Annotated in this window: 19 protein-coding genes and 1 pseudogene; 15 read left to right on the forward strand and 5 right to left on the reverse strand. The window is 59.7% G+C overall.

The window, feature by feature from the left end:
- Nucleotides 1-56: 56 nt before the first annotated feature.
- Nucleotides 57-1,271 (reverse strand): THUMP domain-containing class I SAM-dependent RNA methyltransferase, encoded by a 1,215-nt coding sequence (locus tag HUV26_RS02200; RefSeq protein WP_174408440.1) that lies wholly within the window; start codon nucleotides 1,269-1,271, stop codon nucleotides 57-59.
- 31 nt (nucleotides 1,272-1,302) lie between these two features.
- Nucleotides 1,303-2,949: a glycosyltransferase gene (locus HUV26_RS02205; RefSeq protein WP_243451223.1), complete on the reverse strand. Its 1,647-nt coding sequence runs from the start codon at nucleotides 2,947-2,949 to the stop codon at nucleotides 1,303-1,305.
- A 164-nt stretch (nucleotides 2,950-3,113) separates the two neighbouring features.
- Between HUV26_RS02205 and HUV26_RS02210 the strand changes: the two genes are divergently transcribed.
- Nucleotides 3,114-4,781 carry a glycosyltransferase family 2 protein gene (locus tag HUV26_RS02210; protein ID WP_174408441.1) on the forward strand — a complete coding sequence of 556 codons (1,668 nt, stop codon included), beginning with the start codon at nucleotides 3,114-3,116 and terminating at the stop codon, nucleotides 4,779-4,781.
- 5 nt (nucleotides 4,782-4,786) lie between these two features.
- Nucleotides 4,787-6,034, forward strand: a complete 1,248-nt coding sequence (locus HUV26_RS02215) for a glycosyltransferase family 2 protein (protein ID WP_174408442.1) — start codon at nucleotides 4,787-4,789, stop codon at nucleotides 6,032-6,034.
- Between the two features lie 305 nt (nucleotides 6,035-6,339).
- Here HUV26_RS02215 and HUV26_RS02220 read toward each other — a convergent pair whose 3' ends face one another.
- Complete coding sequence (locus tag HUV26_RS02220) at nucleotides 6,340-6,930, reverse strand: TrmH family RNA methyltransferase (RefSeq protein ID WP_174408443.1); 591 nt, start codon at nucleotides 6,928-6,930, stop codon at nucleotides 6,340-6,342.
- Between the two features lie 496 nt (nucleotides 6,931-7,426).
- Here HUV26_RS02220 and HUV26_RS02225 point away from each other — a divergent pair, with 496 nt between their 5' ends.
- From HUV26_RS02225 to HUV26_RS02240, 4 genes and pseudogenes are all read left to right on the forward strand, one after another.
- A complete protein-coding gene (locus HUV26_RS02225) occupies nucleotides 7,427-8,806 on the forward strand; it encodes a sodium:proton antiporter (protein ID WP_174408608.1) in 1,380 nt (459 codons plus the stop codon).
- Nucleotides 8,807-9,032: 226 nt separating this feature from the next.
- Nucleotides 9,033-9,632, forward strand: a pseudogene (gene cbiM / locus HUV26_RS02230) (cobalt transporter CbiM); the annotation flags it as partial.
- A 174-nt stretch (nucleotides 9,633-9,806) separates the two neighbouring features.
- Nucleotides 9,807-10,586, forward strand: coding sequence for a cobalt ECF transporter T component CbiQ (cbiQ, locus tag HUV26_RS02235; RefSeq protein ID WP_174408445.1), 780 nt, complete (start codon nucleotides 9,807-9,809; stop codon nucleotides 10,584-10,586).
- Nucleotides 10,583-11,368 (forward strand): energy-coupling factor ABC transporter ATP-binding protein, encoded by a 786-nt coding sequence (locus HUV26_RS02240; RefSeq protein ID WP_174408446.1) that lies wholly within the window; start codon nucleotides 10,583-10,585, stop codon nucleotides 11,366-11,368. The genes cbiQ and HUV26_RS02240 overlap by 4 nt, the downstream gene beginning before the upstream one ends.
- A gap of 96 nt (nucleotides 11,369-11,464) precedes the next feature.
- On the opposite strand, the gene HUV26_RS02245 is transcribed toward HUV26_RS02240, so the two are convergent.
- Nucleotides 11,465-12,520, reverse strand: coding sequence for a glycosyltransferase family 9 protein (locus tag HUV26_RS02245; RefSeq protein WP_174408447.1), 1,056 nt, complete (start codon nucleotides 12,518-12,520; stop codon nucleotides 11,465-11,467).
- A complete protein-coding gene (locus HUV26_RS02250; protein WP_174408448.1) occupies nucleotides 12,517-13,173 on the reverse strand; it encodes a D-glycero-alpha-D-manno-heptose-1,7-bisphosphate 7-phosphatase in 657 nt (218 codons plus the stop codon). Before HUV26_RS02250 ends, HUV26_RS02245 begins: the two co-directional genes overlap by 4 nt.
- A gap of 206 nt (nucleotides 13,174-13,379) precedes the next feature.
- On the opposite strand from HUV26_RS02250, the gene HUV26_RS02255 reads away from it, so the two are divergent.
- The 9 genes from HUV26_RS02255 (at nucleotide 13,380) to guaB (ending at nucleotide 22,268) form a co-directional block, all read left to right on the forward strand.
- The gene (locus HUV26_RS02255) at nucleotides 13,380-14,417 is read left to right on the forward strand and encodes a CNNM domain-containing protein (protein ID WP_174408449.1); all 1,038 of its coding nucleotides are present in this window, start codon (nucleotides 13,380-13,382) and stop codon (nucleotides 14,415-14,417) included.
- A gap of 424 nt (nucleotides 14,418-14,841) precedes the next feature.
- A complete protein-coding gene (locus HUV26_RS02260) occupies nucleotides 14,842-15,258 on the forward strand; it encodes a cytochrome c maturation protein CcmE (protein ID WP_174408450.1) in 417 nt (138 codons plus the stop codon).
- 77 nt (nucleotides 15,259-15,335) lie between these two features.
- Nucleotides 15,336-17,249, forward strand: coding sequence for a heme lyase CcmF/NrfE family subunit (locus HUV26_RS02265; protein ID WP_174408451.1), 1,914 nt, complete (start codon nucleotides 15,336-15,338; stop codon nucleotides 17,247-17,249).
- Nucleotides 17,239-17,886 (forward strand): ABC transporter ATP-binding protein, encoded by a 648-nt coding sequence (locus HUV26_RS02270; protein ID WP_174408452.1) that lies wholly within the window; start codon nucleotides 17,239-17,241, stop codon nucleotides 17,884-17,886. The genes HUV26_RS02265 and HUV26_RS02270 overlap by 11 nt, the downstream gene beginning before the upstream one ends.
- Nucleotides 17,880-18,557, forward strand: coding sequence for a heme exporter protein CcmB (locus HUV26_RS02275; protein ID WP_174408453.1), 678 nt, complete (start codon nucleotides 17,880-17,882; stop codon nucleotides 18,555-18,557). The genes HUV26_RS02270 and HUV26_RS02275 overlap by 7 nt, the downstream gene beginning before the upstream one ends.
- Nucleotides 18,558-18,630: 73 nt before the next feature.
- On the forward strand, nucleotides 18,631-19,305 hold the full coding sequence (locus HUV26_RS02280; RefSeq protein WP_174408454.1) for a cytochrome c biogenesis protein: 675 nt from the start codon (nucleotides 18,631-18,633) through the stop codon (nucleotides 19,303-19,305).
- Nucleotides 19,306-19,335: 30 nt separating this feature from the next.
- Nucleotides 19,336-19,488, forward strand: coding sequence for a CcmD family protein (locus HUV26_RS02285; protein WP_174408455.1), 153 nt, complete (start codon nucleotides 19,336-19,338; stop codon nucleotides 19,486-19,488).
- Complete coding sequence (locus HUV26_RS02290) at nucleotides 19,478-20,077, forward strand: tetratricopeptide repeat protein (protein ID WP_174408456.1); 600 nt, start codon at nucleotides 19,478-19,480, stop codon at nucleotides 20,075-20,077. The genes HUV26_RS02285 and HUV26_RS02290 overlap by 11 nt, the downstream gene beginning before the upstream one ends.
- 733 nt (nucleotides 20,078-20,810) lie before the next feature.
- Nucleotides 20,811-22,268 carry an IMP dehydrogenase gene (gene guaB, locus HUV26_RS02295; RefSeq protein ID WP_174408457.1) on the forward strand — a complete coding sequence of 486 codons (1,458 nt, stop codon included), beginning with the start codon at nucleotides 20,811-20,813 and terminating at the stop codon, nucleotides 22,266-22,268.
- Nucleotides 22,269-22,291 lie beyond the last annotated feature (23 nt).

Genomic DNA, 22,291 nt, shown 5'->3' on the forward strand with positions numbered 1-22,291 from the left:
TCTGTCAAGTAAGGCAGCACTTACATGCGGCCTTCGCAAGCCCCCGCCCCGCCTGACTATGCCTGCTCCTCTGCTCCTTCCGCATCACGTTTTGCCTTGCGGGTTCCCTCATACAGTTCGTACTCCAGCAGGCGGCATTCAATCTTGGCGGTATGAAACGGCAGCCTGCGCTTGGTGCGCAGCCCCACCTGCTTGGCCAGTTCCGGATTGCCTGTGAACACGTAGCCCATATATCCCCGGCAGCGGTTCTTGAAAAAATCCCCCATGCCCGTGTACAGGGCTCCCAGCTGCTCCCTGTCTCCCAGCCGCTCGCCGTAGGGCGGGTTCATGATAACCATGCCCGGCCCGTCCGCAGCGGACAGTTCCGGCACGGGCACTTCCGAATAGTCTCCGGTTCCCAGCTCGATATACCGTTCCACGCCCGCAGCCTTGGCATTGCGGTAGGCTGCCTCTGCCGTGGGCCGGTCTATGTCTGTGGCGATAATGCGGATGGGCAGATCGCCGCCTGTTTCCGCAGCTTCCGCCTCGTCCAGCAGGGCATCCCATTCCGCAGGGTCATAGCCGGGCACGTGCATGAACCCGAAATTTTCGCGCATAAGCCCCGGCGCGCTGTTCAGGGCTATAAGCGCAGCCTCCACGGCAAGGGTTCCGCTGCCGCACATGGGGTTCACGAAATGGGTGGTGCCCCGCCAGCCGGAAGCCAGAATAACGGCTGCAGCCAGCGTTTCCTGCATGGGGGCCTTGCACGGCAGTTTGCGGTAGCCCCGCCTGTTCAGCGGCTCACCCGAAGTATCCAGATACAGGGTGCAGCTGTCGCCCACCCAATGCAGAAAAAGCACCGTGCCCGTGGCGTCCGGGCCGGAATCTGGCCGTACACCGGAAAGCCCGCGCAATCGGTCCACAACGGCGTCCTTTACCCGGACGTTGGCAAAGCGGGTATCGCGCATGCTGTCGTTGCCGGTGACGTAGGAATCCACGGTGAGGTATCCGTCCGGCGCGATGTAGTCTTCCCACGGAATATCCCGCACCTGCCGGTACATCTCTTCCGCGTCCAACGCCCGGAAGCTTTTAAGGACGTACTGGATTCTGTTTGCGGTACGCAGGTGCAGGTTAAGCCGCATGCACTGCCGCAGCGTGGCCTGTGTTTCCACACCGGCCGTATGCTCGGCTCCTACAGGAAAGCCGAGGGCTGCAAGTTCCTGCGCAAGGAAAGGGGCAGCCCCACGGGGACACGTTGCCAGCACGGGACGCGATATTTCGAAAACACTCATGATATGTCCGTTCCGGCCCAAAGTTCTTCCGCTACGCCGCAGGTGCCGACAGCTTGGCGATGATATCCGCCTGAGCCGCCGCTTCATCGTTGCAGCGCATGGTCTCGTACTCAGAGGCCGTGTATTTCATTTGCAGTTTGTACATGTTGGCGTAGGCGTTGCCGAACTCCCCGCTGTCCGAGTGGGCGGTTTTGCCTGTACGCTTCATGTGGGTAACGCGCAGATGCCCCGTGTACACGGGCAGACGCCCGTGCAGCACGCCCCGCAGGTCGTGCTCCAGATCATCATACTGCGTGGGTGAAAATCGCAGGTCAAACCCGCCGTGCTCCAGCAGCGTCTCCCGCAGATACATGTGGGTGCATCCGGTGACGGAGGCGCAGGGGCGCATGTAGTCGAACCAGCCGAAATCCAGTTCCTGATGGTGAATGTCGGAAACGCTGAACCGGCGCTGATACGGCTCCATCCGCTCCGGGGCGGGCAGCACCTCGCCGCCTTCATTCAGGTGCAGGTCCACGGCCTGCAGAACCATGGGATTATCATGGTCCACAACCTTGCATCCCCATGCCAGCGCATCGGGATAGGCGTTCATGGCAGCCCCGAAACGGCCAAGCCAGTCGGGGGGAAGCATGGCGTCGTCGTCCAGATACGCCACCCAGCGACAATCCGCAAGCTCACGCGCCTGCATGAGCCAATTCCGGGCCGCAGGCGCGCCCACGTTCAGCGGCAGCGAGATGATCTGCATGCGGTCACGCCCCATGCGTTCGCGCCATGCGCGCAGCACCTGCGGCGTGGCATCCACTGAGCCGTTATCCAGCACCACCACACTATTCGATCCCATCTGGCTGGCGGCGATTGACTCCAGCGCCCTGTCAAGGCAGTCCGCCTTGTTCCATGTATACAGCAGGGCCGCGCCGTGTCCTTCCGGCAGGCGCACATCTTTGTCCAGCCCGGTGCGCACGTCATGCAGGCGGAGCAGCGTATTCACGCACCAAGGACGTGCGTGCGCCACTTCCTGCCAAAGCCGCACTGCCTGCACGGCGTCACCCGCCCGGTATAACGCCTCTGCCAGACGCGCCCGCATGAAGGGCAGCGGAAGTTCGGCCAATGCCCGCTCCCAGTGCAGTGCCGCATCGGCATATCTGCCGCGCGCAAAGGCCGTATCGCCCAGCACGCGTTCCGCCAGCGGACGCGGCAATGCTCCGTCCGCACGGACCCATGAGTCCACACGGTCGTACTGTCCTTCGTAGAACCCCACCATCAGCGCCTGCGCCGTCCAGAACAGGGATTCCGGTTCCTTCAGCTTCTGCTGCTCGAGGAAGCGGAACGTCTTTTCCGTTTCCCGCTTCTGCAGTAATCTGTTCAGGTAGGCCGGATTATCAGGACGCCGCCATCCCGCCTGCACGGCGGCGACAACAGGGCGCACCTGCGGCGCAAGCAGGGGACGCACTCCATGCAGGGCAAGCAGTTGCCCTGCCGTGTCGCCGTCCAGACAATCCTGCTCCCATGCGGCAAGGAGCATGTCGGACCCCAGCCCGGCATGAAAGGCGGCGCGGGGTCCGCCCTTGCCCGCAAGCCCCAGCGCGGTATCCGCCATACCCAGCAGATGCACCTTTCCCACACCGCCCTTGAGCAGCGGGCGCGACAACTCAGGCACCAGTCCCTTCCAGTCAATGATCACGGACAGTTCCTCGGTTTCAGGGTTGACATCCCGTTCGGTCCCCTTCAAAGTTCGCAGAGGATTCAGCTTCCGCAGTGTGCCTTGGTTCCGCCCCGGAATCAATACCCAACAGGGCAAGGGGGTTCCCGGCCAGCCTCCGGCGTCCCATAGCCAACGGACACTCCATGAACCACGCCTTTACCACCGCGCAACTGGACATTCTGTTTGATGCCGTGCCGACACTCAAACTGGGCGCACTGGGCCACGACAACGCATGGCGGCATATCTCCCTTGCGCTGGAAGCAGTTCACGCCGACACAGAGCACCAACCCGTGTTCGGACGGTTTGTGACCGAACTGGGCCTGTGGGCCCTGCAGGATACGCCGCTGGATGAAAACCTGCTCTGGCTCGCCTGCAACCATCCGCCGCTGGAAGCTCTGCTGCACAAACTGCCCGTGGAGACATGGCTGAGGCTGGCATCCCGGCCGCCAGCCGGCAACCCCGGTCACGACGGCTGGACGGAAACCTTCGACGCAGACGATCTGCCCGCCGCGCTCAGAACCGCACGAACGATGGAAGAGCACATGCTGTTCCGGTTGGGTGCCCTCTTTTACCGGGCACTGGCACTGGGACAGTTTGATCTGGCCCGCGAAACAGTCGCCGCCCTTCCCCCGGACCTTCCCGGAAGAGAGCCACTGACCGCCCGGCTTCTGGCGGAGTGCTCTCTGTTCTCGCTGCCGCCGGAAGAGGCACTCGCAGCGGTCCGGCAGGTGGAGCACCCGGCCTTCTCTTTGTGGCGCGACAGGCAGACGGCATATCTTATGCGTACGCTCGGCGATATGGACGGCGCAGTTTCGCTGTATACAAGCCTGTGGATGCGCTTGGGGTTTCACCCCAACCTCAGCCTGCATCTTTATGACCTGCTTTTTCCGCAGCCCGAAACCGCCCTGCCTGACGGAGAAAGCGCGCCGGCCATTGCCCTGTATTCGTGGAACAAGGCGGAAGAACTGCGGCAGACGCTGGAGAGCCTGCGCGCCTCCGAGACAGGCGGGTGCCCCGTCTTTGTTCTGGACAACGGTTCCACCGACCACACCACCGCCGTGCTGGACGCCATGCAGCAGCAATGGCCCGGGCATCTTTTCCGGCGTATTGCCCTGCCCGTGAATATAGGCGCACCCGCCGCACGCAACTGGCTGCTCTCGCTCCCGGAAATCAAGGCCCGCCCGTGGACGGCATTTCTGGATGACGACCTTGTGCTGCCTGCGGACTGGCTGCGCCTGCTCTGGAGCACCGCCTGCGCCCATCCGCATGCGGGAGCGGTGGGCGGCACCATTACAGACCACACACCGCCAAACCGCATTCAGTGCGCCGACTTCTTCCTGCTGCCGATGGACTTTGGCCAGCGAAGCTTCTCGGATCTGGCTGAACAGACATACATTCATGCCAACGCCGCAGGCTTGTGCGAACCGGACCTTGCGCGCTATATACGCCCCTGCCTGCATGTCTCCGGGTGCTGCCATCTGGTGAACATGCGCAGCGTGGAAGCCTGCGGCGGGTTTGACGTCCGCTTCACCCCCAGCCAGTTCGATGATCTGGAGCGCGACATGCGGGCTTTCAGCAAGGATTTTCCCTGCGTATACAACGGCAATGTCCGCATAGGCCACATGCAGCACTCCAGCCTCCGGCAGGCCGCGACCAGAGAACAGCGCGGCAGGGTGCTGGGCAACAAAATCAAATTGGAATTCATCCACCAGGGCAAGGAAGTAGACCGCCTGCGTGAATCCGCCCGCCTTATGGCCCGTGACGACCTGAAACAAAAAACGGACAGCCTGCACAGGCTGCTCGGTCAATGAGCCCCATGCCCGAACACACAAGCACCCGCCTCAGCATCATCATACCCGTATGGAACCGCTGGGATCTCACAGAGGCCTGCCTGCGCAGCCTGCGCGCGCACACGCCCGGCAATTTTTTCGATGTGATCGTGGTGGACAACCACTCGGAAGATACCACCGCCACCGCGCTGCAACCGCTGGGCGAAAGCCTTTTCGGAGAACGGTTCCTGCGCCTGCGCCTTTTGCGGAACGAAGGATTCGGCCCCGCCTGCAACGCGGGGGCGAAGGCGGCACGCAGCCCGATGCTCTTTTTCCTGAACAATGACACCCTGCTCACGGAGAACTGGCTGCCGCCGCTGCTCAAAGCCATGTCCTCCGACGCCCGGACGGGCGCGGCAGGCCCGCTGCTCCTTTATCCTGATTCTGACAGGGTGCAGCATTGCGGCATAGCGTTCACCCCGTCGCTGCGCACGGAACACCTCTACGCGAATTTTCCCGCCAGCCACCCCGCCGTACACGCCAAGCGCACCTTGCAGGCCATTACAGGTGCGGCGTTCATGGTGACAAAAGAACTGTTTCTGGCCTGCGGGGGGTTCTTTCCGGGCTACCGCAACGGTTCTGAAGATCTTGAATTGTGCTGCCGCATCCGGGAAGCGGGCAGGCGGCTGGAGGTGGTTGCGGAAAGCCGCATATACCATCTGGAAAGCCAGACCCCCGGACGGGGAGATGATGACCCGGCCAACGCCGCCCTGCTCAACGAACGGTGCAAGGGCTGTTTCGGGCCTGACGTACACCGGCTGGGACGGCGAGATGGCTACGAGATGGCCCTTACCCCGTGGCTGGAATCCTATCTGGTATTGCCGGCGGAACGGGAACAGGCGCTCACCGAGTCGCTGACCAGCCCCTTTGACGCCGCTGCCTGCTGGAGCATGCTGCAAAAGGAGCCGCTCTGGCATACGGGCTACAGCCTGCTCGCCGCCGTGCTGGAACAGCACGGCAAATTCGCGGAGGCAAGCGGCCTGCGCCTTTTGCAGACCAATTTCTTTCCCATGCTCCCGCACTACAGGCAGCTTGCCTCTACCGCCGCCAAAGCGGGCAATCTGTCTCTGGCCAAACAGGCGGTGGACAAAGCGGAACACGTTTCATCGCTGCTGGAAGACCCCGGCCCGCTGATCAAAAAGGCGGCAGGACTGGCCAACTGGGCGCGCAAGGCAGGGGAAGCTGACCTGCAACGCCTCTACGAAAACTGGCTGCGCGATCTCGGCGTTCTGTAGCGGAAAAATCCGGCCCGGGCACGGCCAGAGCAGGATTATAGGACGGTAAGTGCGGGAATATAGCACGGGCAGCCCGCGCCCTCTCCTGCTGCCGGACTGACAGAGAACGGGCTGCAATGCCTGCCTTGCCGGTGTTGGCAGGTGCAGGTCTGTCCGCCGGTGCAGGTGAGCACAAAAAGCACGCAGCACACGCACGCAAAACACATGCTCACACTCCGCGCACTGCATGCAGCGCACAAAAAAACGGAACATGTACGGCAGAAAAAGGTGGTTTTACACCACAAAATAAACGTGTTGCCTGCGTATTATTTTTCCACCCATTTTTCCAATATGGCGTTGTACTCTTCTTCCGTATAGGTAGGAGAATCGTACTTTCCTGCCAACTGCCGTTGGCGGGCCGCTTCCGACAGGATGACGGCTGCGGCAACGGAAACATTGAAGCTCTGGATCATGCCATACATGGGAATGTAGACCTCGCCATCCACAAGCCCCACCAGTTCAGAGTCCACACCCCGATGCTCGTTCCCCATGATCACAGCCGTGGGCCGCGCCAGATCATACTCCTGCAACGGCCTTGCGGCAGGTGTGCAACTGGTGGCCAGCACCTGCATGCCCTCTGCACGCAAAGCCTTCATCAGGCTCTGCTCATCCTTGTGCCGCACAGTATCCACCCACTTGCGCGCAGAGGCGGACGAACTGGCTCCCAGTGTGGGAAAAGCGGTGTCAGTATAGTACAGATGCACCCTGGGAACACCAAAGGCATCACAGCTTCTGTATATGGCCGACACATTGTGCGGGTCGTGGATGTTGGCAAGCACCAACGTCAGATCCTTCTGCCTGAGCGCAAGCACGCGCCGCAGCTTTTCAAGCCTTTGTGTAGTTCTTTCTCTCACCATTCTTTTTCACCGATGCATACATCATATTTAATAGGTTCACCGCAGTAAAAACGCGAACTTCGCTTTACGGATGTTTCCTTCAATTGTCACCCCCGGCGGTGGGGTATAAAACCGAAAAACCAACATCTTTCCCCTTTGTCCGCTTTTACGGGTCAACATTCTGAATACATTGATTAAATAAGCTTTCTACCGGGTTTTATTAAATTTTTCTGTCTTCGTCTATTGAAAAGTACCTTCCGTCTGGGTAGAAGTACACAGGTCATGCAAATTCTTTACACCTTAACAGCACCATAGGTGCCAGCTTCCATCGAAGCTGAGACTGGGTTAGGCCGACGGTATTCCGGCTGAAGGGGTTCTCCGGAGTCATCGTCGCAAGGCATTTCTACATCGCGAAAGAGTATGGACGTTGACTGAAGACAACAAGGAGGCTGATACGGTGTTTACCTGGCGTACCATCAAATCATTGGCTGTCACTGCTGCCACACTGGCTGCCATCATGCTGCCCGCACTGGCTGTTGCCGCCGGTGCCGACGCACCGCATCTGGACGGCGGCGAACTTTCCGCCCTCTGGGTCATTCCCTTTGCCTGCATGCTGCTCTCCATCGCCATTTTTCCTCTGGCTGCCCCTCACTTCTGGCACCACCATTTCGGAAAAGTTTCGGCATTCTGGGCGCTTGCATTCCTCATTCCCTTTACCATCCAGTTCGGTTTCTCCCTTGCGCTGTATGAGACCCTGCATACGCTGTTCCTTGAATACATTCCGTTCATCATCCTGCTGTTCGCCCTGTTCACTGTGGCGGGCGGCGTGCGGCTCACGGGTACGCTCGTGGGCACCCCGATGCTGAACACCATCATCCTGATCATAGGCACCCTGCTGGCAAGCTGGATGGGAACCACCGGCGCAGCCATGCTGCTTATCCGTCCCCTGCTGCGCGCCAACGCGCACCGCAAGTACCGGGTGCACACCGTTGTGTTTTTCATCTTCCTTGTCGCCAACATAGGCGGCTCCCTGACGCCGCTGGGCGACCCGCCGCTGTTCCTGGGCTTCCTGAAGGGTGTTTCCTTCTTCTGGACCACCATTCACATGTTCCTGCCCATGATGTTCCTGCTCTGCCTGCTGCTTCCTGCCTACTTCATCATGGACACCATCCTGTTCGGCAAGGAAGGCAAGCCCATGCCCAAGAACGCCGGTGCTGAAGCAGGCGAAAAGTTCGGCATGGAAGGCAAGGTTAACCTGCTGCTCCTGCTCGGCGTTGTCGGCTCCGTGCTGCTTTCCGGCATGTGGCGTCCCGGCGTGTATGTTGACGTTTACCACACGCATGTGGAACTGCAGAACATTGTGCGCGATCTTCTGCTGCTCACCATCGCAGGGCTTTCCCTCAAGCTTACCGACCCGGAAAGCCGTCGCAAGAACGACTTCAACTGGTTCCCCATTGTGGAAGTGGGCAAGCTCTTCGCGGGCATATTCATTTCCATGATTCCCGCTATTGCCATCCTGAAGGCGGGAACCAGCGGCGCGCTTGCCGGCATAATCAATCTGGTCACGCGCGACGGCGAACCTGTGAACGATATGTACTTCTGGCTCACCGGCTCCCTGTCTGCATTCCTTGACAATGCGCCGACCTACCTGGTGTTCTTCAACACCGCAGGTGGTGACGCCGTATACCTTATGGACCATGTGGAAACCCTGATTGCCATCTCCATGGGCGCGGTGTTCATGGGAGCCATGACCTACATAGGCAACGCTCCCAACTTTATGGTCCGCTCCATCGCAGAAGATCAGGGTGTGAAAATGCCCAGCTTCTTCGGCTACATGGCATGGTCCGTAGCGTTCCTGATTCCCTGCTTCATTCTCTTGTCTATCATCTTCATATAGGCACGGGAGATTCCGCTTCACCGGCCCCGGCAAGGCACACGCCCTGCCGGGGCCTTTTTACTCCTGCCGAAGAGTGGCAACGACATTGAGCATTCGCACACTTTTTTCCGTTTTGTGGCACGTTGACGGAAAACTCTTCCGGATGGTATGCAGCACATCCTAGGGCATTCGCTGCGCACCGGCCTTTCCGGCTCTGCGCACTCTGCCGCCAGCAACGGAGCACACCATGCATATATCCGAAGGCGTTCTGCCGCCGCTCATCCTTGCCGGTTCCGCCTGCCTCACTGTAGCGGGTACCGCCATTGGACTGAGAAAGCTCGATTACGACAACCTCGTCACCGTTGCCATTCTTGCCGCCGCCTTTTTTGTAGCCTCGCTCATCCACGTGCCCATCGGGCCCACTTCGGCCCATCTTATCCTGAACGGGCTGCTGGGCGTTATCATGGGCTGGGCCGCCTTTCCCGCCATTCTTGTGGGGCTGACCCTGCAGGCCATGCTGTTCCAGTTCGGCGGCCTGACCACGCTCGGGGCAAACACCCTGAACATGGCGCTGCCTCCGGTGCTCTGCTTCTATATTTTCCGCCCGATGCTGGGCGGCTCAGCTTCGCGCCGCTCTGTGGCCGCTTTTGCCTGCGGCGCAACCGCCGTGGGCCTTTCTGCAGTATTTACGGCTGCCACGCTGGCCCTTGCGGGGGATGCCTTCTTCCATGTAGCGCAGGTGCTGCTGCTTTCCAGCATTCCTGTCATGCTCATTGAGGGGGTTATAACGGCGGGGATTGTGGGCTTTCTCGCCAAGGTGCGCCCGGAGGTGCTGTTTTTCGCCTCCGCTCCCGGCAGGTACGGTATTACAAGCGCACCGACAGTGCCGTCAGATCAAACGGCATGTGGCCAAACAGCACATGATAAGCACTCGAGCCGCGCGGACAGTACAGGTAACACGGACAACGCGGCGCCGGATTCCCCGCAACCTCTCAGCGCCACCGCGCGCTAGGCACCGACCATGCTGGACGAGCCGTTCTCTCTGGGCAGCAGCCGCCTGCACCGTATGGATGCCCGCTGCAAGCTGCCCGTTGCCTGCCTGTGCGCCCTTGTCTTCGCCCTGATACAGTCACCCGAAGCGGCTGCCGCTGCCCTTGGCTATGCCGTCCTGCTGGTTGCCGTGGCAAGGCTGCCCCTGTTTTCCCTGCTGAAACGCCTTGCCGTGGTCAATATTTTTATCGGGCTTCTCTGGCTCTTTCTGCCCTTTTCCACACCGGGCACCCCCGTTACCACCCTCGGGCCGTTCACGGCCACGCACGAAGGTTTGCAGCTTGCCACCCTCATCACCCTGAAATCAAATGCCATAGTGCTCTCTTTTATCGCCCTTGCGGCTACCTCGTCCATCACTGCCATGGGCGGGGCACTCCGCGCCCTGCGTGTGCCGGACAAACTCTCGCTGCTGTTTCTCTTCACGTGGCGCTATGTCCATGTCATCGCACAGGAATACTCCCGGCTGCATACGGCGGCAAAGGTGCGGGGCTTTGTTCCTTCCACCGCCATGCATACCTACCGCACCTACGCTAATCTGGCCGCCATGGTGCTGATACGCAGTTGGGACCGGGCGGAAAGGGTAAACGACGCCATGCGCCTGCGGGGATTCACCGGCACGTTTCGCTCCCTGCGCCCGGCACCGTTGTCCGGAGGCGATGCAGCCATTGCGGTGCTGCTTTCGCTCCCCCCGCTTGTGTACGGACTCTCCCGGCTTATTTCCACCCTCATGCCCATTTCAGGAACATCATGACGCATACGCCTTCCGCCGTTTCAGCCTGCACATCGTCAGGCGGGCAGCAGAATCCTTCCGTCCTGCTGGAGACGCTCGACATTGCCTACACCTATCCCGGAGCATCCGCGCCCGCCCTCAAAGATGCCTCCCTGCGGATTGAACAGGGAATGCGAATAGGAGTTATGGGGCACAATGGCAGCGGCAAGACCACCCTGTTTCACATCATCATGGGGTTGGTTACGCCGCACGCGGGCGAGGTGCGCTTTCTGCAACGGCCCATGCGCACGGAAAAAGACTTCCGGCAACTGCGCAGGGAAGTGGGGCTGCTGTTCCAGCAATCGGATGATCAGCTGTTCTGCCCCACGGTGCTGGAAGACGTGGCCTTCGGGCCGTTGAATCTGGGCAAGACGCCTGACGAAGCGCGGGATATTGCCAGAGAAACGCTGCGCAACGTGGGGCTGCGCAACTTTGAACAGCGCATTACCCACAGGCTTTCCGGCGGTGAGAAGAAAATGGTTGCGCTGGCGGCAGTGCTCGCCATGCAGCCGCAGGTGCTGCTGCTGGACGAACCCACAAATGATCTGGACCCGCACACCCGCGAGCACCTTATTGAACAGCTCAACGCGCTGCCGGTAACGCGCTGCATCATCTCCCACGACTGGGATTTTCTGGAACGCACATGCAGCAGCTTTGTTTCGCTGCGTCAGGGCAGCGTACACAAGACGGATCATGTTCCGCATGTGCATGTGCACATCCATGACGGCGGAGATACCGAACACAGGCACGAAGACCACGATTAACCCCTGCCGAGAACGCTGGCAATCATAGCGATTTCTGCGGCTTCTGCGGCTTCTGCGGCTTCTGATGGTGCCGCAAGGTCCATCAGACATCTGACTTCAGATGTCTTGACGCGGCGAAAACAACTTGGGCTGCACGTCCTCCCACACCCGGTCCGGCGTAACGTTTTTCATGCAGTCGAAGTGGCCCTTGGGACAGGTTTGCGGGCCGTGCAGACCGCACGGACGGCATGGGACGTCTGCCTCCAGCACTGTGGAGCCGTTGCCGCGCGGGAAAAAGCCCAACGCGCGTACCGTAGGGCCAAAAATGGCGGTGACAGGAGTGCGCTGCGCCCATGCAATGTGCATGGGGCCTGAGTCATTGGTCACATAGCAGTTCAGCCTGCCCAGATAGGCCGCAAGAACCGGCAGCGAAAGCTGCCCGGAAAGATCGGTCACCATGCCCGGACCGCCCATGCCGTCTCCCACTCCGCTCAGTTCGAGCACCTCGCGGGCCATGGCTTCCTCGCCGGGACCGCCGAAGAGCAGCACCTGCGCCCCTGCTTCTGCCGCGCGGCGCACAACCTGCGCAAAGCCTGCGGCGGGCCAGCGTTTTGTGCCCCACACGGAACCGGGATGCACGCCCAGAACGGGCCGGGTCACATGCTGGCGCCAGAACGTGGCAGCGGCAGCATAGGCTTCATGCGGGAGCACCATCTCCGGCCAATGCTCCATATGCTCAATTCCCAGCGGTTTCACCAGTTGCAGCAGACGCTCGATTTCATCAAGCCTGTCAAAGCTCCGGTCCACCGTGTGGGTATAGAACCAGTTGTTGATGAAAGGACGATTGTACCCTATGCGCGTGCGCGCGCTGGTCCAGCGGGCAATAATGCCGCTGCGCACACTTGAATGGGCCGAAATCCACAGGGAATAGTTGCAGGCGGCAAGCCTGCGTCCCATGGCAACGGCAGCGCCGAGGCCGTTCTCTCCCCCGCGCTTGTCGTATTCATACACGGCGTCCAGCTCCGGTTGCGCCTCGAACAGCCCCTTCAACCCCCTGCGCACGTAAAAATGAATGGCGGAATGGGGATACGCAGCCTTCAGCGTGCGGATGAGCGGCAGCGTGAGCACCGCATCTCCCAAAAACGCCGTATTCCATACACCGATGACGCTCATTGCTCCGCCTCCCGCGTTGTTCCGAGAATCCAGTCCGCGGCGGCGTCCAGATCAGCAGCCACACAGTGCGGCCCGTATAGCCCGTATGGCCGGTCTGGCCCGTATGGCTCAGATTCCGGGAACGCTTTCCAGCGGACGGTTGCATTTTCGGACAAGCGGTCTGTGCCGGATATTCCCAGCTTCTCCGCCTCGACCCGCCCCTTGCCCGTAAGCACGAGCACCGACGCGGCAAGGCCCGCGTTCAGACCGAACACGACATCCGCCCGCTTGTCACCCAGCATCACGCTTTCTTCTGGCACGAGCCTGTTCTCCCTATGCAGGGTATCCCACATGCCGATCCCCGGCTTGCGGCATGGGCATTTCTCGTGGGGGGCATGCGGGCAGTGCAGCGTTCTCTCCACGATAATGCCATGGGCAGCCAGCATGGCAGCCAGCCTGCGGGTGCAGGCCAGAAAGTCCTGCTCCGAAAAATACCCGCGCCCGATGCCGGACTGATTGGTCAGGATGAACAGGCGCATTCCGGCTGCGGACAGCCGACGCAACCCCTCCACAGCCCCCGGCAGAAATTCCACCTGCTCCGGGTCGCTCAGATAGTGTTTGTCGTGAATGACCGTGCCATCCCGGTCCAGAAGAATGTTGCGGATAGGGGACATGAAACGCTCCTCGTGCGGTTGCCGCGTGTTGTTGCATGCACGCGGCTTTTTGGCAAGACTGTCCAGCAGAACTGCGCGCACCGCTTGCCTGCGGGTATTCTGCCTCAATCCTGTTGCTTTTCAGGGCATACGCCCTATAGAATATACCCAGAAGCAACGATCGTTTCACATCACCCCAGCCTAACCATGCTCAAGGACATTTCGATATGTTGGAACTGACCCTGGCAGTAACCATAGCTCTGCTTGTTTCTTCCTATTGTTCCGTGGCGGAAGCCGTGCTTTACTCTGTCCCGTGGAGCTATATAGAACGCCTACGCGCCAGCGGCCATCGTTCAGGAGAACTGCTTTATAAGCTTCGCAAGCACATTGAGAACCCGATAACCGCCGTCCTCACACTGAACACCGTAGCGCACACGGCAGGGGCAGCCGTGGCGGGAGCGGCTTTTGCCGATGTGTTCGGTGCCAGATACATGGCTATTTTTGCAGGACTTTTCACCATAGCAGTGCTTGTTATCTCCGAAATCCTGCCCAAGACCATAGGAGTAGCCTACGCACGCCCGCTTGCGCCAATCATAGCGCCACAGCTCAACGCACTGGTGTGGCTTCTCAAACCAATCATTGTAGTATGCGGAGCCTTGTCGCGACTGTTTACTCCGAGCAAAAGCGGCCCGCACACCAATGAAGACGACATACGGGCAGTTGTGAGCCTTTCTCAACGGTCCGGCACCATTAAGCCGTATGAAGAAACCGCCATCCGCAACATTCTCTCGCTGGACCACAAGCGTGTGGAAGACATAATGACCCCGCGCACGGTCACCTTCTCCCTTTCGGCAAATCTGACCGTACGTGAAGCAAAGGAAAAGGGCGACTTCTGGCATTACAGCCGCATCCCCGTATATGACGAACACAACGAAGACATGGTGGGCATTGTACTGCGCCGCGCCATTCTTGAAGAACTTGCTGCCGACAGGCATGAAACCAAGCTCTCGGAAATAATGCGCCCCGTGCAGTTTATTCTGGAATCCGTAACACTCGATAAACTGCTGGAAAACTTTCTGGAAACGCGCATGCACCTGTTTGTGGTTCTAGACGAATACGGCGGGGTTTCCGGCGTGGTGAGCCTTGAAGACGTGGTGGAGGAGATTCTGGGCAAGGAGATAGTGGACGAGACCGACCGCGTGGAAGACATGCGCCAACTGGCCCGCCGCAAACGGGGACAGTTGAGCAAGGGGTCAGGAATATAGGCTATCAGCACACAGGCCGGCGCCATGTGCAGTTTTCTTCACATGGCGCTATTATCAATGCATTTCGGGTTGTTATCAGGCAATAACAGGCTGTTGTGTATATTTTTTTTACTTGGAAAGCCCGCCCCCATGGGGTACATCGCCTTGTACGCGCTTATACGTTGCGCAAGGCGGCTATCTGTTCGGGAAAACTGCCCGAAAGGGCCAGACAAGAACAGAAGCACGACACAGGCTGCTCATACGGGGGTCTGATGCGAGCCTGCTCCGCAGGCGAAGAGATTGCGGTATTTTGACGGGACGAGAACCTCGTAACGCAGTTCAAAATGCCTTGCAATCAGGAATTATTCTCACTAAGATGGAAGCATGCCAACTGTAATCTCTGCTGCCCGCATGGGCGGCAACACCGTTTCCGTCAGGAGGCCACGTGGCAAAACAGAACAGTAAAAGTGTATACCTTGCCGCCCTGTTTCTTTTTCTGGGCGGTGTAGGCTACCTTCTTTTCTCGGGTTTTTCCGAAAACAGCGTCTACTTTCTGAATGTTTCCGAGGCAATGGCCATGCCGCCGGAAAAGCTGACGTCTGTGCGTCTTTTCGGCACCGTCAAGCAGGAAGGGCTGGAACAAAACGCCAACGGGCTCGGTGTCAGCTTTCTCATTGAAGACAAGGACAACAAATCTCTTGAAATGCGCATAGACTTTAAGGGAGCCGTTCCGGACACCTTCAAACCCGGGGTGGAAGTCATAGTGGAAGGCGGCCTTGCCCCGGACGGCAAGACCTTTGCCGCCAAGACCCTGATGACCAAATGTCCCTCCAAATACCAGAAAGAGAACCGGGAAGGCTGACACGCACTTCCCGCGCGCCCTTCGACATCATACGCCCTTTACCCAATGCCCCGCCGCTTACCGGCTGAAGGAGAACCATGCATCTTCTCGCGTATCTTCTGCTTGTCGCATCGCTTATGTTCTGCATCGGCTTCGGCACCATTGCCGTGATGCAACTCTGGCAAGGCCGCACCCTTGTGCTGCCGTGGATGGAAAAAGCCCACCTCATGGTTACCGCGCTGATGACGGTAAGTTCGCTCATTCTTCTCTGGGCACTCGTCAACTTTGATTTTTCCAACAGCTACGTTGCGCGGTACACCAGTCTGGACCTTTCCACCTTCTACCGCATGACCGCCTTCTGGGCAGGGCAGGCCGGTTCGCTGCTTTTCTGGGCATGGTCCGTAGCCATTTTCGGAGTATTTTTCCTCTATTCCGACGCCTACAAGGCACTTTCAGAAGGCACCAAGGTCTGGTTCTGGCTCATTTTCCTCAGTGTCATGGCCTTTATGCTGCTGCTGCTCACCTCATGGAGCAACCCCTTCACCATGATCAGCCCCGCCCCCAGAGACGGCAACGGGCTGAACCCCCTGCTCCAGAACCCCGGCATGATATTCCATCCTCCGCTGCTGTTCCTCGGCTACGGCGGGTTTGCCATTCCCGGCTGCCTTGCCCTTGCGCAGGCGCTGAACGGCTCCGTGAAGCAGGAAGGATCATGGACCGCCATATCCCGCAACTTCACGCTCATCGCGTGGCTGTGTCTGAGCGCGGGCATCATTCTCGGCGGCTGGTGGGCATACATGGAACTGGGCTGGGGCGGTTACTGGGCATGGGACCCGGTGGAAAACGCCTCGCTTATTCCCTGGCTGGTGGGCACTGCCTTCCTGCACACATCGGTCATTGAAAGCCGCCGCAACAAACTGCACCGCATAAACATCTTCCTCATGGCGCTGACCACCATATCAGCCTTCTTCGCCACCTATCTGGTCCGCAGCGGCGTAGTGGATTCGCTGCACGCCTTCGGCGACGGCGGCGTGGGCACCCCACTGCTCATCTTCATCATCCTCTTCACGGGCATAAGCCTGCTCACGGCCCTGCAGTACAAGCACCCGGAATCCCGCCCCCTCTCCGAACCCGCAAGCCGCGAAGGCTTTCTGGTGCTCACGGCGTGGGTGCTGCTGGCCCTGGGCATCATCATCCTTGTAGCTACCATGTGGCCCGTGTTCTCCAAGTTCTGGAGCGAAAGCCCGCTTGGTCTGGAACCGGCCTTCTACAACCGGGTCTGCCTGCCGCTGTTCGTGGTCATATCCGCCCTGCTAATGGTCTGTCCGTGGCTCGGCTGGAAAGGCGGAATCCGCGACCCGAAACGATTCGGCATCGTTCTCGCCAGTGCTGCCGTTGCAGCGGGCGTGCTGATATCCATGGGATACACGTTGCCCATGGCCGTTGCGGGCGGTGCCACGGCCATTGCATGCCTTGCGGGCATTGCCCTGCTCTTTGCCACGGAACCCGCCATGCGCCGCAGCATGCGCAGCATTGCGGCCTACGGCGTGCATGTGGGCCTTGCACTTACCGTACTGGGCGTGGCCATATCCGGCCCCTACAAGCAGGAACAGCAGATAGAGCTCGGCCTGAACGAATCGGTGCAGGTGGGCAGCTACACCTTTACCTACAAGCAACTCAATCAGGGCGAAACCCGTGCCTACATCTTCATCGAAGCAGACCTTGAAGTAACCCGCAACGGAAAGGCCGTGGGCCCCATGCACCCGCAGCGCAGGCTCTACCACAAGTTCCCCAGCAGCGCGTTTTCCGAGGCTGCAACCATCTTCTCGCTGGGCAATGAAATGTATGCCACCCTGCTCGGTGCAAACGAAGGACACAAGGCCACACTCAAGCTGAGCGTGAATCCGCTGGTGAACTGGGTATGGATAGGCGGCACCCTGATGTGCCTGTTCCCGCTGCTTGGGCTCTCCACGTACCGCAAGCGTGAAAACGGGGACCCCGATGCTGTGTAAGCTGGACAAGGTGGCCAAGTTCTACGGTACGCGGCTGGTCGTCAAAGACATAAGCTGCTGCGTGGAACAGGGCACCGTGACGCTGCTGGCCGGTCCCAACGGGGCCGGCAAGTCCACACTGCTGAAGATTATGGCCGGGCTTGCCCGGCCCAGCGCAGGCGCGGTGGAGCGTTCTGTCAGCGAGGAAGGCATAGGGTATGTGGGGCACCAAACCTTCATCTACCCCGGCCTTTCGGCACTGGAAAACCTGTCTTTCTGGGCTTCACTGCATAATCTGACAGTGGAGGAATCCACCCTTCTTGAGGCCCTGGACCGGGTGGAACTGAAGCGTTTTGCCTTTGAACGGGCGGGAACCTTTTCTCGCGGCATGGCGCAGCGGCTGAATCTGGCCCGCGTATTCCTGCTTAATCCGGCATTTATCCTGCTGGATGAACCGGGTACCGGACTGGACGTACGCTCCATGACCATACTGCACAACGAAATTGAGGCTGCCCGGAAGCGCGGAGCCGGTCTGGTCTGGATAAGCCATTCCGTGGCCTCTGACCTGCCGCGGGCAGACACGGTGCTCTCCATCCGCGACAGGCGCGTGGACTACTACGGCCCCGCCGCAGGATACACGCCGGAGGCTGCATGCTGAGGCAGGCTGCGGCCATAGCCGCAAAAGACCTGCGGCTGGTGCTGGCACGGGGTACGGGGCTTATTCAGGCCCTGCTGCTGGGGCTGCTGCTCATCTTTGTCTTCAGCCTGTCGCTGGAAGTGGGCCAGACCATGCAGCCGCAAGGCGCGTCTGCCATCTTCTGGCTGGCCTCCGCCTTCTGTCAGGTGCTCATCTTCAACACCCTGTTCGGGCTGGAAGAACAGAACGGCGCACGGTTCGGGCTGCTGCTCGCGCCCATGCCCGTGCAGTCGGTCTGGATAGGCAAAGCTCTGGCCGGGCTGGGGCTGCTGCTGTGCGCGCAAGCCATCTTTGTTCCGGCCACGGTGGTCTTTCTGGGACAGAATGTCTCCGCGCTATGGGGCACGGGCCTTGCTGCCCTGCTGCTCACGGATTTGGGCATAGTGCTGCTGGGATCGCTGCTGGGCGCCCTGTCACAGGGGCAGGCTGCGCGCGAATCGCTGCTTTCCATCATTCTTTTTCCGCTGCTCATTCCGGTGCTGCTGGCGGGCATACGTATAGGTGCGGCAGCCTTTTCAGGCGACATCCCGGAAGGCACAGCCAACTGGCTGGGGCTTGCCGGTGCCTTTGACGCCCTGTTCGCAGGCACGGGCCTGCTGCTTTTCGGCTTTGTCTACAGCGGGGAAGAATGATACACCACACACCGTCTGCCCCGGGCAGACAACAGCCTTCTTCTGAGAACCGCAAACCCCTTGCGAGGACGCGATGCGCGACAACTGGATAGCTCCCGTATCGCTGGCGGCGGGCCTGAGCTTTGCCGTATGCCAGTATTTCATCTTCGTCTACGCGCCTGTGGAGCAGACCATGGGCATTGTGCAGAAGATTTTCTATTTCCACCTGCCGCTGGCGTGGTGGGCACTGATCAGCTTTGCCGTGGTATTTGTGGCTTCCATCATGTACCTGCGCAAGCGCGACTGGTTCTGGGACAACCTTGCCGGAGCCGCAGCGGAATTGGGCGTGCTTTTCAGCGGCCTTGCCCTTGCCACGGGCATGGTCTGGGGCAAGCACAGCTGGGGCGTCTGGTGGACATGGGACCCGCGCCTCACCACAACCCTGATCATGTGGTTTGTCTACGCGGGATACCTTATCCTGCGATCCATGGCCCTTTCACGCGAACGCAGGGCTGTGGTCTGCGCCGTGCTGGGCATTGCAGCCTTTGTCGATGTGCCTCTGGTATTCCTTTCCGCGCGGCTGTGGCGTTCCATCCACCCCGCCGTGTTTGCCTCCAAAGAGGGCGGTCTGGAACCGGAGATGAAACTCACCGTCATCCTGTGCGTTCTTTCCTTCGGCCTGATATGGCTGGCCATGTGCGCCGTGCGCACCCGGCAGGCCGCCCTCACGGACAGGCTGGACACCATTGCGGCACACGGAGAAGCATAATTTACGCCGGGCATCATACAGGAGAATCGTATGGAAAGTTCCTCATGGCTCCTCATGGCCAATATCGCCATATGGCTTGGCATAGGCAGCTATCTGTGCCTTCTGGCACACACCCAGAAACAGTTGGACAGACGCATCCGCCAAATGGAATTGCTCAACACGGAGTCGCAGCGTGAAGAATAACAGTACCGCCCACAGTGTACATGGCGGCAAGATGATCGTACTCGCCCTTCTGGGCGTAAGCCTGCTGGCGATTCTGGTCACCTCGTTCGTCTACCGCACCATGCACCCGCACATTACCGAGGTCGTCCGCGAACAGCCCCCGGCGCAGATGCCGCAAAACGGTGCTCAGCAGGGAGCATCCACCGAAGAACTGGCGCATCTTATGGCCCTGATGCAGGAAGACCCCAACAACCCGGACGTGCTCAAGCAAATATCGGACCTGTTCATCCGCACCAAGGACTGGGAACGGGCACTCTTTTTCCTGCAGAAGGCTATGGTCGCCACCCCTTCCGACCCGCAGATACTGTATATGCACGGGATAGTGCTGTTTAATCAGGATAAGCCCGAAGAAGCTGCGGCAGCCTTTGAGTCCCTTCTGGCCATAGAAGACGATGCCTCGGCCCGGTACAACCTTGGCATCATCTACAAGCACTTCCTCAAGCAGCCCGAAAAGGCGCAGGAGCATTTTTCCGCCCTGCTCGCCAACGACAATGCGGAGCCCGAGTTGAAACAACGCGCCCAGCAGGAACTGGAAACGGAACACAAATAGCCGCATACGGCCTATGGATACCTTCCGGGCAACATGGAAACCATGTTGCCCGTTTTTCGTTTGTGCAGTAGGGTGGCGAATGCTGCACGGCATCTCTTTTTTTCCGCCACTTGCGGAAACGAATTCTCCTGCGGACAGGTCTTGCGCCATGCTCTCCCGGCCCCTTGCGCGGCCCGCCCCTTCTCTGCCCCGTGTGCGCCCTTTTGCATCCGCATGCCCCTGCGCGCCGGACAGACCGTTGCGGCACACGGCACAGCACGCACAACCGCAGCATACACCGCTCTTGCCACCCGCTTCTCAAAGATGCCTGCCCCGCCGGGGATTACACCCGCTGTCATCCGCCCTGCAGCCATCACTGCCGCTCGCGTTGCAACGCCCGTCGCCCGGCCCACTGCTGCGCCCATTACTGCACCAATTGCTAAGCCCGTTGCTAAGCCCGTTGCTAAGCCCGTTGCTGCGCCCATTGCCGAGATTGACACACCCGGAACAGACAGCGTATAGTAGTAAATTATACTTTAACAATTTTGTCAAAGATTGCCCGGCCCGCCGGACCGCGCCGGGATGCGCACATACTCCGGGGCTTTTCGCCGTTTGCGAAGCGCCCCATGCCGTCCCGATGAGCCGGAAACCTGCGGCAGTCTGCCACACTCGCCAGCAAAAGACCGCAAAACGAGTCCACTCGTTGTAAGGCCTTGAAAATGATAGCCACACAAACCTTTGGGAGACCCACACGATGAGCGAAATCATAGGCAAGGCTTTGACGTTCGACGACGTCCTCCTGCTTCCCGGTTACTCGGAAACCACACCGGACATGGTAGACGTAAGTACGCGCCTGACACACTCCATCCCCCTGAACATTCCCCTCATTTCCGCAGCCATGGATACGGTGACGGAATCCGAAATGGCCATTGCCATGGCCCGCAACGGCGGCATAGGCGTCATCCACAAGAACATGCCGCTGGAACAGCAGTGCCTGGAAGTGCAGAAGGTGAAGAAGTCCGAGTCCGGCATGATTCTGGACCCCGTGACCATTGAACCCGACCTCACCATTGCGCAGGCTCTGGAAGTGATGTCCGTTTACAAGGTTTCCGGCCTGCCCGTGCTGCGCGGCAAGGAGCTTGTGGGCATTCTCACCAACCGTGATGTCCGGTTTATCGAATCCCCTGAGACAACCAAAGTTTCTGAGATGATGACCAGCAAAAATCTGGTGACCGTTCCCGTGGGCACCACGCTGGAAGAAGCCAAGCGCCACCTGCACGAACACCGCATTGAAAAACTGCTGGTGGTGGACGCTGACCGCACGCTCAAGGGCCTCATCACCATGAAGGACATAGACAAGGTGGTAAAATACCCCCATTCCACCAAGGATGAGCAGGGCAGGCTGCGCGCTGCCGCCGCTCTGGGGGTGGGCAAGGATTGCGAAATGCGCGCCGAAGCGCTGCTCAGAGCCGGTGCGGACGCACTGGTGCTGGATTCTGCCCACGGCCACTCCAAAAACATTCTGGACGCCGTTGCCATGATCCGGGGCAGCTTTCCCGCCGCACAGGTGGTGGCAGGCAACATTGCCACCTATGACGGAGCCAAGGCCCTGTTCAAGGCGGGCGCAGATACCGTGAAGGTGGGCATAGGACCCGGTTCCATCTGCACCACGCGCATTGTGGCCGGTGTGGGCGTGCCGCAGATATCTGCCGTGCAGGAAGCCTACAAGGCTGCGCTGGAAGTGGACCGCACCATCATCGCAGACGGCGGCATCAAGTACTCCGGCGATATTGTCAAGGCCATAGCCGTGGGCGCAAGCACGGTGATGATAGGTTCCATTTTCGCCGGAACGGATGAATCGCCGGGTGAAACCGTGCTCTATCAGGGCCGTCGTTACAAGAACTACCGCGGCATGGGCTCCATAGACGCCATGAAGGCAGGCAGCTCCGACCGCTACTTCCAGGAAAAAAGCAAGAAGCTGGTGCCCGAAGGCATTGTGGGCCGCGTTCCCTACAAGGGCCCCGTGTCGGACACCATCCACCAGCTCATCGGCGGCCTGCGCTCGGGCATGGGCTATGTGGGTGCGGCTACCATAAGCGATCTGACCCGCAAGGCCCGCCTTGTGGAAATTTCGCCCGCCGGCCTGCGCGAATCGCACGTGCACGACGTTATCATCACCAAGGAAGCCCCCAACTACAAAATGGAAAACTAGGGACTCGTCTTCCCGCAAAGGAT

It is taken from the genome of Desulfovibrio psychrotolerans (assembly GCF_013340305.1).
Lineage (GTDB): Bacteria > Desulfobacterota > Desulfovibrionia > Desulfovibrionales > Desulfovibrionaceae > Halodesulfovibrio > Halodesulfovibrio psychrotolerans.